This window comes from Runella sp. CRIBMP (assembly GCF_009905605.1).
Classification (GTDB): Bacteria; Bacteroidota; Bacteroidia; order Cytophagales; family Spirosomataceae; genus Runella.
This window is the reverse complement of the sequence record NZ_JAAAKZ010000003.1, coordinates 145530-157469: the sequence shown is the minus strand read 5'-3', so window position 1 is coordinate 157469 and position 11940 is coordinate 145530. Positions and strand designations below refer to the sequence as shown.

9 protein-coding genes are annotated in these 11940 nt (G+C 47.3%); 4 read left to right on the top strand and 5 right to left on the bottom strand.

What is annotated here, in order from left to right; genetic code table 11:
• Positions 1-87: 87 nt before the first annotated feature.
• On the bottom strand, positions 88-927 hold the full coding sequence (locus GVN20_RS10620; protein ID WP_166558306.1) for an MOSC domain-containing protein: 840 nt from the start codon (positions 925-927) through the stop codon (positions 88-90).
• 35 nt (positions 928-962) lie between these two features.
• On the opposite strand from GVN20_RS10620, the gene GVN20_RS10615 reads away from it, so the two are divergent.
• Positions 963-1661 carry a YjjG family noncanonical pyrimidine nucleotidase gene (locus GVN20_RS10615; protein WP_166558305.1) on the top strand — a complete coding sequence of 233 codons (699 nt, stop codon included), beginning with the start codon at positions 963-965 and terminating at the stop codon, positions 1659-1661.
• Here GVN20_RS10615 and GVN20_RS10610 read toward each other — a convergent pair.
• Positions 1650-2735 (bottom strand): patatin-like phospholipase family protein, encoded by a 1086-nt coding sequence (locus GVN20_RS10610; protein ID WP_166558304.1) that lies wholly within the window; start codon positions 2733-2735, stop codon positions 1650-1652. The two genes, GVN20_RS10615 and GVN20_RS10610, sit on opposite strands and share 12 nt — an antisense overlap.
• Before the next feature lie 50 nt (positions 2736-2785).
• On the opposite strand from GVN20_RS10610, the gene GVN20_RS10605 reads away from it, so the two are divergent.
• Positions 2786-5134, top strand: coding sequence for a T9SS type A sorting domain-containing protein (locus GVN20_RS10605; RefSeq protein WP_166558303.1), 2349 nt, complete (start codon positions 2786-2788; stop codon positions 5132-5134).
• Here the strand turns inward: GVN20_RS10605 and GVN20_RS10600 are convergent.
• Positions 5054-6301, bottom strand: a complete 1248-nt coding sequence (locus GVN20_RS10600; protein WP_166558302.1) for a hypothetical protein — start codon at positions 6299-6301, stop codon at positions 5054-5056. The two genes, GVN20_RS10605 and GVN20_RS10600, sit on opposite strands and share 81 nt — an antisense overlap.
• A gap of 4 nt (positions 6302-6305) precedes the next feature.
• Positions 6306-7328: a GTP-binding protein gene (locus GVN20_RS10595; protein ID WP_166558301.1), complete on the bottom strand. Its 1023-nt coding sequence runs from the start codon at positions 7326-7328 to the stop codon at positions 6306-6308.
• Between the two features lie 264 nt (positions 7329-7592).
• Here GVN20_RS10595 and GVN20_RS10590 point away from each other — a divergent pair, with 264 nt between their 5' ends.
• Positions 7593-9572: a M1 family metallopeptidase gene (locus GVN20_RS10590; RefSeq protein WP_166558300.1), complete on the top strand. Its 1980-nt coding sequence runs from the start codon at positions 7593-7595 to the stop codon at positions 9570-9572.
• On the opposite strand, the gene GVN20_RS10585 is transcribed toward GVN20_RS10590, so the two are convergent.
• Positions 9569-9691, bottom strand: coding sequence for a WYL domain-containing protein (locus GVN20_RS10585; protein ID WP_166558299.1), 123 nt, complete (start codon positions 9689-9691; stop codon positions 9569-9571). The two genes, GVN20_RS10590 and GVN20_RS10585, sit on opposite strands and share 4 nt — an antisense overlap.
• 257 nt (positions 9692-9948) lie before the next feature.
• Here GVN20_RS10585 and GVN20_RS10580 point away from each other — a divergent pair, with 257 nt between their 5' ends.
• On the top strand, positions 9949-11886 hold the full coding sequence (locus GVN20_RS10580; RefSeq protein WP_166558298.1) for a family 10 glycosylhydrolase: 1938 nt from the start codon (positions 9949-9951) through the stop codon (positions 11884-11886).
• Positions 11887-11940 lie beyond the last annotated feature (54 nt).

Sequence of the window (11940 nt, the reverse complement as noted above, 5' to 3'; positions counted from 1 at the left end):
ACTTTTCGTTACATGGGGTTCTGAGAAACCCCTCAGTCGATTTCTCAAAACCGACTACACCTTTACTTCAAAACCTTCTGCTTTTTTTTATTCACTCATCGTTTGCCGTGATTTGCGGCTCACTACTTGTATCTCGTCACCAATCTTTAAAACTCCACTCTGATTGGTCATTACATTTTGTCCAAAGAAAATCTTGTTGTTAAGCTTGCGGTACGTCGAAAGCGTTTTGAGCGGTTCTTTGCCCACAATTTCACCTTTTTCTGGGTCAACGGTGGTCAGAATACAACGTGCGCAGGGTTTTACCCCAAAAAATGTCAACTTACCAATCGTAAACTCGTACCATTGGTCTTCGTCATAAGGCATTCCACCTTCAAAAACCAGATTGGGACGAAACCGTATCATAGAAACTGGTTCGGGCAGGCGAGTGTTTAAATCATCTAAGGACGATTGGCCAATTATCAAAAACGGAAACCCATCCGCAAAGCTCACATTTGCATCGAAAGGGGCATAATTGGAATCAGCAAGGCGAGGCGAAGTATCGGGTAGATACACCAACCGCGCCGAAAAACCGAGCGCTTCACTCAACCAACGGTTTGAGGCATCATTGACGATGACGGCCTCCATTTGGTCGTCCCACACGGTCACCGTTACCAAATCAAAAGTTTCGGGCTGAAAAGGAACAATTAGCGCACTCAAATCCCGCGAGCGATGGCGTAACTGCAAACCCATGTCCGTCATAGTTACCTCAATTAGCGCCATGTTTGGGTAGCTGCGCTGGGTTACAAAGCGGTTGTTATCGTCAATAATCAACCAGCGGCGGTCGTAGCGCAGGCCGCGCTCTTCCACCTGAGCGTGCGTGAGGCGGATCGCCCCCAACGATTTTATAGGATAAATGAAGATTTCGGAGAGGATGAGAGCAGACGTCATTCTTGTTTGTAGATTTGCACAAAACTCGTTATTCAATGCCAAAATACAAACACCTATTTTTTGATCTTGACCACACGCTGTGGGATTTTGAGCGCAATTCGGCCGAATCATTGACCGATATTTACCACGGCTTTGAACTCATCAATCACGGGGTGATGTCGCTGGGGGATTTTGTGCGGGCATTCCTCGAAATCAACACAAAACTGTGGGACGATTTTGATCATGGCCGTATTGCCCATAGTTATATTCGTGAGCACCGCTTCCGGCTCGTTTTTGAAGCTCTGAACGTTAAAAATGTAGCTTTTGGCAGCGCTTTGGGCGAAGAATATTTAAAATTACTTCCGCAAAAATCGCACTTGCTCGACGGAGCCGTTGAGCTGTTGGAGTATTGTGCAAGCAAAGATTACCAACTCCACATCGTTACAAACGGTTTTGATTCAATTCAGGCGTCTAAAATGCAAAGTTCGGGCATTCATCATTATTTTCAACAGGTGGTGACCAATGAAAAAGCGGGAGCAAAAAAACCTGACGCACAGATTTTTGCGTATGCATTACAAGCCGCTAACGCCCAACCCCACGAAAGTCTGATGATTGGTGACAATTGGCAAGCGGACATTCTAGGTGCATTACGTTTTGGGATGGACGCCGCCTTTTATAACCCCAAGAAATTGGTTTTTGACCAACAAGCTACCTACGACGTACAGCATCTGGATGAACTGAAATCAGTTTTGTGAAACGACGGTCGAAGGAGTGCAAAAATCACCCACACATTTTTTGCCGCTCCCAATCAACACATTTTTCTCGGCCTCTGATAGCTTTCGCACTTTAGCCCCAATGTTCTGAAAATCAATCGAAATGGTCCGTTTCAAATCTTCGGGGCGAAAATTGTAGCGGTTGGCCGCCTCAGACACCAAGGTATAGAAGGCACCCATGTAAGTTTTGAAACTTCGAATGGGATAAGACGCCAACTCAAAATTTTGGGAATCTGCTTTGATTTGCTCGGCACTTTCAAGCCTCAACCCCAAGGTTTCGGCGTTGAAAACGGGCGTTTCGGGCATCAGATTAGGCTGCGGGGTGCTTAAATAACGATTTTGGTCAAAAAGCCCGATGGGATAATTCATCAACAAGCCGCCATCGACCAACACATCGGCTGGAATCGTGCGCGGCGGGCGTTGATGAAATCGACCCGTACTATCCATAAAAACGGCGCAATAATACAACGGAATCGACATAGAGGCCCGCACGGCATCGGCAATGGCTAAGTCGGGGAATTTCTCGTACGAAAGCACCATCGACTTTTGTTTGGTCAGGTTCGTTACCGTCACATACAAGTCTTTGTAGCAACTATCTCGTTGGGTAAGCGCGTGCAATTGACCAAAAGTCAAATGGGTAACACCCGTTTTTTGTTCTATCTTCTGGGCTATCCACTTACGAAAAGCGTCTCCCTTATACCAACCAAAACGTTCAATCAAACGCTGTGTGCCACCCACAAAAATGTATTGCCCATCGTTAAAGGATTGAATTTTCATTTCCGAAACCAACTCAGTCAGCTCCGCCGCCGAATAGCCCACCGCTAGCAACGACGCCTGAATAGCTCCTGCCGACGTGCCGCCCACACGGCGAATATCTTTCAAAAAGCCGCGCTGTTCCAATTCTTGAATCGCTCCGCAGTAGGCAATCCCGCGAATACCACCGCCTTCCAAGACCAGATTATGGTATTTTTGTTGGGCAACAGAAGAATATGAAAGGAGAAAAAATACGCAAACAAGCCCTGTTTTGACCCACAGGACGAACACTTTTTGGAACATAAAAACGTTTTTTGTTTAGAACGGTTTATTATAGAAAAAATTGAATGCGAATGAGGCAGATTATACATCCTAAGATGATTTTACGTGGTTTTCTGCGCTGGTCTGTGCCGCTGAGCCTTTGCTCCATTTGCGTGCTGATTGGGTTTAAATCGTTTGGTCAAACGTTTTCATTTCGTTGGGATAACTCCGCTAAAGTTCTCAAAAACAACGCCCCCATCGTCAACCCTTGGGCGGGCGGCCTCAACAGTGCCCAATTCTCAAAAATGCACCTCAACGACGACGGCACGGAAGATTTGGTCATCTTCGACCGTGGCAATCAGCAGGTGTCTACTTTTTTGGCCGTTCGCCAAGCCAACGCAATCACTTGGCAGCATGCTCCCCAATACGAAGCAAAATTCCCATCCAATATGCTGTATTGGATGTTGCTGGTCGATTATGACCGCGATGGCCGCAAAGATTTGTTTACCAGCACGGTGGCGGGTATTCGTGTTTTCCGCAATATTCCCGCCGCTGATGGTTTTTCCTGGTCGCTTGTAGCCGACCCTCTTCTGACGCAGGGTTTTTCTGGAAACATCAATCTTTACGTTCCGTCCACCGATTTACCTGCTATTACCGACGTCGACGATGATGGCGATATCGACATTCTTACCTTCGATTTTACGGGCGCTTCTTTGGAACTACACCAAAATTTAAGCAAAGAGCAAAACAGCACGCAGCCGTTTGTCTTCCGAAAAGTAACCACCAATTGGGGCCGTTTTGCGGCTACGTCTTCGTGCGACAAATATGAACTCAATCTGGAACCCGCCGACACAGAAGTGCAAGCTCCAGAACAAGTACGCACAAACGCTGCAACCCTCAGCGAAGCCTTGGGCGGGCCTTTGTCAAACGCCAAAATTCAGCACGCTGGCAATACCCTTTGGGTTGGCGATATTGACGGCGATGGCCGCAAGGATATTTTACACGGCCACGTTGCCTGCGATAACCTGACGTTGCTCAAAAACGTAGGTGGCAACGGCATGGCGGCGCTGATTGGCAGTGTACAATCAAATTTTCCAGCCCAAGCCTCCATTAACTATCCCATTTTCCCTTCGGCCTACATCGAAGATTTGGACGGCGACGGGATTCAGGATTTGGTAGCCTCGCCAAGCAGTACGGATATTGCCAGCAATTCACTCATCAATTTACGGCAATCCAATTGGTTTTACCGTAACGAAGGCACGGTACTAAAGCCTAACTTTGTGTATCGCCAACCTGACTTCTTACAAGACGGGATGATTGATCTAGGAGAAAACGCCACGCCGGCCCTTGCCGATATTGACGGCGACGGCGACTTAGATTTAGTGGTAGGTTATGGGGGGGCGCGTACGCAAACTGGCTATCGGTCAAGTCTTCAATTGTATCGAAATACGGGAACGGCCACCCAAGCTCAGTTTGAGTTGGTTAGCACCGATTTTCTGAACCTGAGCAACCAACTTTTTAGCAAAGAAAACCTCATGCCAGTCAATACCAAGCCGTTTTTTGCCGACCTAAACGGCGACGGAACACTTGATTTGGGCTTTTGGGCCAATACTTTTAAAGGCATGGACATTCGATTTGTGCCCAACAAAGCCCCCCGAGGAGCGGCGATGCAACTCGACACCACCCGTTTGAGCAAACTTCCCAATCCAACCAACTTCTCCAACGGCGAAAATTTGCTTTACTACGACATTGACCAAGATGGGAATTTGGATGTGCTGGTCAGTAAAAACTCGGGCAATGTAGAATTTCATCGAAACACTGGCAGTACCCTTGCGCCCGTGTATGAACTCAAAACGAATGTATTTGGTGGTTTGGATGTCGATTTCAACAAACGTTCACAAGGGATGGCCGTAGCCGACCTCAACGGCGACCGAAAGCCTGAACTTGTTCTGGGAGATTTGTTGGGACGATTGCGGGTATATCAAAATTTCACCACGCCCAACGCAACGTTAAAGAGGGATACCAATTTGATTTTTAACGAATTTGTAGGAAAAACAGCGTTTTTGAGAATAGGAGCTGGACTCTTTCCCGCCGTCGGAGATTTGGATGGCGACCAACTTCCCGAATTACTCATCGGTAGCAACACAGGCGGCATCAAGTACTTAAAAAACACTTCGCCCAAAGTCAATCCTCCCGTCGAAACACTGGAATTAATCGTTTACCCCAATCCAACTTCAAACTTTCTCTATGCACAAGTTCCTGTAACGGGGCAATTAGAAATCATCACCATCAACGGACAAATCATTAAAAGTCAATCAGTTGCTCAATTTACATCAGAAGTTTCTTTCGATGTAAGTAGGTTAGCGCAAGGCATTTACTTCATTCGACTCATCGGAACTGATGGCTCCCAAACGACGCGAAAGGTAGTAATAGCCCGCTAAAACAGCGACGGCATACACCCAATACCCCCAACTTTCGGTCATCGACCAACATTCAACACACCATTGCGGCATCTCATTTGGATAGCGCCCCAAATCGGGTTCTAATTGAAACAATCTCATCAATGGCAACGACGTGAGTAGCACATACCCGCCCATCCAGGTAGGGAGTCGGTTCAGTTTCAGTAATAAAAAAGTCAGCACAAACGGCATTCCGTTGTACAAAATTCGCGCCGTATCGCCCCCACCAAAAACGCTCAGAAAAAGCCAAAGGAAGAAGTGAAGAGCGAGGAGTGATGCATGAGAAGTTCGTAGAAATAAGAGATTAGGCGGGGATTTAGGAGTTGAAAGGAGAGCCAACCAAAATGTTCCGTACGCCATGAACCAACTGACGGGTACACTCAAAAATAAATCGGGATGCTCGGCATAACGCTTCATTCCTCGTAAAACACTGACAATAGAGTTATTTCGCCAGTCGGTATAGGCAGCAGAAAAGAAGAAAACAACAAGGCAGTAAACAGCCATGGACAGAAAAAAAGATAAGAGCAGCGGCTTTGTGATGCCAGCGGTATCTGAATTCTTCCCAGTAAGCAAGGCTGTCATTCCTAAAACGGCGATAAAGGCCTCCTTTTGAAGTGTACCCAAAACAGCGATTAAAACAAACAAGCAATTGAGCCACCCCTTCGAAAGCTTCTTTTCTTCAAGAAGTAAAAGCGCTAAAAAAGACGTCAGCAAAAAATACCCGCCAACATCCGCCGTTACGGGGTCGGGCAAATACATTCGCACTAAGCCTTTCCAATGAAATAAAATCCAGAAAAGGGCAATTGCAATCCAAAAAAGCCTAATGTTGAGTTTTAACCAAATCCAAGTCAACAGCCCGATGGTAGCCAATATAAAGAAGCCATTCAGCCAAACAAATGCCGTAACAAGGTCATTAAAAGGCAAATATGTCGCCAGCCAAGGCATTAGAATTCGCGTATTGAACGGGAATGACACTTTATAATTTACTGTAAATCCTTTGAAATAATCAAAGGCCTTGGCGTATTGATGCGCATCATAGCGCAGGTCGAGCAAGGAGTAAGTATAAATCGGTTGGAAGAAAGCATACAGTAAATATACTGCCAAAGCAGACAAAACGGCTGCAATTACAATCCAACCTTTTTCTTTCACAATTTTAGACGGTTTTCATTTCTGAAACATTCAAGAGACACCCTTTTAGGCCATCCTCCAGGGTTTTCCAAGGCAGTGGATTAGCCGAAATACACTCAACACGGCTGTCGCGGCGGTATGCTAAGTATTCAATCGTAAACTCTCCGCGTACGGCATTGATTAACACCCAATCCACACCCGTTCTGAAAGCGCCTTTTACGCGTTCTACGTTTTTTAGGGAAGCAATCCATGCTTTAAGTTTGGGCAATTCAAAAACTTCATCGGGCGAGAATACCCATCCACAACTATACCGTCCCAACCCGTGACTTTCACGCATAAGCGGCTTGCCCACTTCAGGAATTGGCAATTCTTCCGAAGGGTGATGGTGGTGATGCTCGTGTTCGTGCGCATGAGGATGCAGGGCTTTTCGGTTTGGGAAAGGCTCAATATTGAGCCAGTTGGGGTCAATGTCACCGTGCTCTACGGCCCCGATTAAAATTTTAGGCGGAAAAAGCGCCTTGCCCCATTCCAGAAAATCCTGCGTCAGCGCCTCGCCAGCCAAATCAACCTTGTTAGCAATGAGCACATCGGCCAAGGTAATTTGGTCAATAAACGTTTCGTGTTCCCGATAATCTTCATTGTCCCACTGACGCGGGTCTACCAAGCAGACAGTAGCTCGAATGTCAAGCACATCTTTCAAAAATTTTCCGCGCAGCATATCCAAAATTGCCTCAGGATGCCCCATGCCTGTCGGTTCAATCAAAATACGGTGAGGTTTTACTTGACGCAGTACCAACGTCAGCGTCATTTGCATCGGCAAATTGGCCGTGCAACAAATACATCCACCCGCCACCTCTTTGACCACCAAACCATTCTCATCTGCTCCCGCAAACGGCGTATGGTCGATTGAAACCGCCCCAAATTCATTGATAATGACGGCCCAACGCTCATCGGCAGGTTTGCGTTTAAGAATATTTTGAAGCGCCGTTGTTTTGCCAACGCCCAAAAAACCAGTGATAAGATTGACGGGAATTTTATTGAGAGCCATGGTTAGTTATGATTGTCGATTTAAGACATGATACCCAGTAAACCAATCTTTACCCTTACAGATTCATTTCTCCTCCAAATTGGGTGAAAATACGCCTGATTTTGTTGATTATGGTTCTGTTTTTACTTTTTACAACAATTCTGCCTTACCTTCGTTTTTCAGCAAATTCATTCTGTAGAAGTTTCGATGACTCATTTTCTATCGGGTATTTTCAGGATAGAAAAAACAACCCATCGACCAATGCACATCATAAATTCATTTATAATGTTTCGTCAACTTAGTTTTTTATTTCTGGTAAGTCTTGCAGCGTTGGCGCAAGCTCAAAACCCCACTACCAAATACGACGCGCACGTATTGTTCAATCCCTTATTTAATTACCAACCTGCCAATGAGTCCCGTACGGGCAGCGGCGCGCCAGGCCCTCGCTATTGGCAAAACCGCGCCGATTATAAAATCGCCGTCACCCTCGACGAAGCCGCCAATACCATTGGGGGTGAGGTAGAAATCACTTATACCAACAACAGCCCCGAAGCGCTCCCTTTTGTGTGGCTGCAACTTGACCAAAATGCTTTCAACGACAATTCGCGCAGCGGTAAAACCACCCCCCTCAACGGCGGGCGCTACGGCAATATGGGTTTTGAAGGCGGCTATACCATCAGTGCGGTGAGCATTCAGCAAGGAAAGGGGAAATATGCCCCTGCCGATTTTATCATCGACGATACCCGTATGCAAATCCGCCTCTCCGACGCGGTAAAGCCCACGGGCGATGTGCTGAAAATAAAAGTGAGTTATTCTTTCAAAATTCCCACGTATGCCTCCGACCGCATGGGAAAACTGGACACCAAAAACGGTACCATTTACGAAATCGCCCAATGGTACCCCCGCATGTGCGTATTTGACGACATCGAGGGGTGGAACGTACTTCCGTACATTGGTGCGGGAGAGTTTTACCTCAATTACGGCGACTATGAATACAGTGTAACCGTGCCTTGGGACCACATTGTGGGCGGCTCAGGAGAACTGCTCAACCCGTCGGACGTAATGACCTCAGAGCAAATAAAACGCATGGAAGAAGCCCGCAAAAGCGACAAAACCGTGATGATTCGCAGCGCGAAAGAAATAAAAGAGAAAAAATCTCGCCCCAAAGATTCGGGCATGATTACGTGGAAATTCCGTTGCCAAAACGCCCGCGACGTAGCCTGGGCTACCTCCCGCGCCTTTGTGTGGGATGCCGCCAAAATGAACTTACCAAGCGGTAAACCCGCTATCGCACAATCATTGTACACCGCCGAAAACGACGGTAACGATGGTTGGGGCCGCTCGACAGAATACGTGAAAGGTTGTCTGGAATTTTATTCCAAATACCTCATGGAATTTCCTTATCCCGTGGCCACCAACGTGGCGGGCATCGTGGGCGGCATGGAATACCCAGGCATTGTTTTTTGCGCACACAACGACAAAAAAGAATCACTTTGGGGCGTAACAGACCACGAATTCGGACATACTTGGTTTCCGATGATTGTGGGCAACAACGAACGTAAATTTGCGTGGATGGACGAAGGCTTTAACACCTTTATCAATATGCTTTCGACCGAGGCCTTCAACGATGGCGAATACAACCGCGACCGTCTGGACGATATGCAGAATCTCGCTCCTACGCTGTTCCGCGACGGTGCCGACCCTATCCTAACCGTACCAGATGTAATCAAAGCAACCAATCTGGGCTGGGATGCGTACTATAAACCCGCGATCGGGCTTAAGCTCCTACGTGAAGTGGTACTGGGTCGCGACCGATTTGACTATGCCTTCAAACAATACGTAAAACGCTGGGCTTTCAAACACCCAACACCTTATGACTTCTTCCGAACCATCGAAGATGCCGCTGGCGAAGACCTAGGATGGTACTGGAAAGGGTGGTTTTACGAAAATTATAAACTGGACCAAGGCGTAAAAGAAGTTCAATACGTGGAGCAAACGCCCTCCAAAGGCTCGGTCATCACCATCGAAAACCTTGAGCAATGGGCCATGCCCACCATCGTAGAACTGGAAGAAGCCGGTGGTAAAAAGACCCGCATCACGCTCCCCGTAGAAGTTTGGCAACGCGGCAGCACCTGGACCTTCAAAGCGGCTACCAAAAACCCCTTGAAATCCGTCATCATCGACCCCGACTCCCAATTGCCCGACATCAACCCACGCAACAATACCTGGCACCCCGTGCGGTATATGTCGCCAGACGAGAATTAACACTCGTCAGAACACACATACGTAGCCGAGGCACTGCGCAGTGTCTCGGCTATTTTTTTGCGTACATCTTCTGGTTCTAGCACTTCTACATCCCTCCCAAATTCTAAGATTTTAGACATTCGCTTTTGATTGATACAAAATTTAGTTTCCAAAGAGAAGATATAACTCCAACCTGTATAAAATAGCCATTTGACTGCAGAAGCATATCGTATCCCGACCCCTCCGGCACTGTATTTGTAACTTTGATTCAGCAGTCAAGTACAATTTTTGGAATATTGACGTTACTTTTGTGCGTGTATTTCATTACGTTGTTTTACAACTCCACTTTGTATTGGGGGTTGATTGATTTTCAATTGTGGATAAAGGAACAATGCCCTTGAAAAATCTTCTATTTCTCCTTTTGGTTAGCTTTTCTCTTTTCGCCCAACCCAAGCGCGAATTTAGGGGGGTGTGGATTGCCAATGTCGGAAACGTGGACTGGCCTTCTACCAAAGGGCTTTCTGCCGCCCGACAACAACAAGAATTGATTGATTTGCTGGATATGATTCAACGACGCGGACTCAACGCCGTGTTTTTTCAGATACGAAATGCCTGTGATGCAGTTTACGAAAGCAAGCTAGAACCTTGGTCCGAATGGCTTACGGGGCAACAGGGACAATCGCCCGGTTATGACCCACTGGCGTTTATGATACAAGAATGTCGCAAACGTAATCTCGAAATCCACGCGTGGATGAACCCATATCGTGCCGTGACGGATATCCGTACGGCTTCGCTCGCGTCCAATCACGTTGCCAAAGTCCGCCCTGATGTACTGCTATCTTATGGCCCGTTACGGATTCTGGACCCGGGCCGCCCCGAAGTGCGCTCATTTGTGACCCGTGTGGTCATGGACGTAGTACGCCGCTACGACGTAGACGGCATTCATTTCGATGATTATTTTTATCCTTACCCCCAAACGGGCGTCACGCTCAACGACAACGCTACTTTTGCCGAGCACAATCGCGGGTTTACCAACCGCGCCGACTGGCGTCGCGACAATGTTAACTTGCTCATTGAAGCCGTCGCCGACAGCCTGAGAAGAGTAAAACCTTGGGTCAAATTTGGGGTATCTCCTTTTGGTATTTGGAAAAACCGCAGCAGCTCAGCAGAAGGCTCAAACTCTCGCGGTTTTGAAGCTTATTCGGGAAATTTTGCCGATGCCCGCAAATGGATACAAGAAGGCTGGGTAGACTATATTGCTCCGCAGGTGTATTGGAGCATGGGCAACGGGTCGGCAAATTATACGCATTTGGTGCCTTGGTGGAGCGAAAATGTATCGGAGCAACACCTTTACATTGGCCACGGAGTGTACAAAGTCAACAGCGATGCCAACTGGCGTAGACCCATGGAGGTTTCTAATCAAATACGCTTTAACCGAACCTTTGCCAATGTGCACGGAAGTATTCTTTTCAGCGCCAAAACCCTTCGCAACAACCCAAATCAGTTATGCGATATCCTCTGTCAGGAAGTATATCAATCTCCAGCGCTTGTTCCAGCCATGCCTTGGAAAAGCACCACTCCTCCGCCCGTACCTACTAACCTCGAAACAGAACTCAACGATAACAACACTATTACCTTAACGTGGTCTTATCCTTATACTCCCACTTCTGAGCGCGACAAAGCCCGGTATTTCGTTGTCTACAGAAGCATTAACAAAACCTCCCTCGACCTCCGAACGGGGCTATCCATTCGGGCCATTGTGGTAAACGAAGCAGGAAAAAACACGTTTACCTTTACCGATTTACAAGTCACCCCTGGCACTAAATACAACTACACCGTCAGTGCATTTAACCGACTTCATAATGAAAGTAAACCAACTGATGTGGTTAGTATCTCCACCGCGCAACGGGCGGTAGAAGTGGTGGAAGAAGCCCCCAAGCCGATTTTACCTTTGGCTTCGCAATTACAGGCTCCGATTACTCCCCACGAAGAGCCTACGGAAGCCGTTGCGGCCGCCGAAGAAGAAAAAGAAGAGGCTGAGCCTGAAACTACCGAAACACCCGCCACTGAATCAGACGAGTTGTTAGAAGTTTTCCCCAATCCATTCAACCAACAGATAGACATTCGGTACCGACTTACCGAAGCCACCGAGGTGTCGCTCTATGTGTACGATTCGCACGGCACGCGCGTGGGGGCGTTGGTGGTGAACAAACCTCAGGAAATAGGCACTTATTCTGTTAAATTCAATGGGCAATTCCTGAGCGAAGGTGCGTATTACGCCCGTTTGATGGCGGGTCCCGTACAAAAAACCGTTAAGATGGTTTTGAAACGTTAGGAAGTATTAACAAAAATCAGGGCAAGAATCTAGCCCCATTCTTCGTTGATAGCC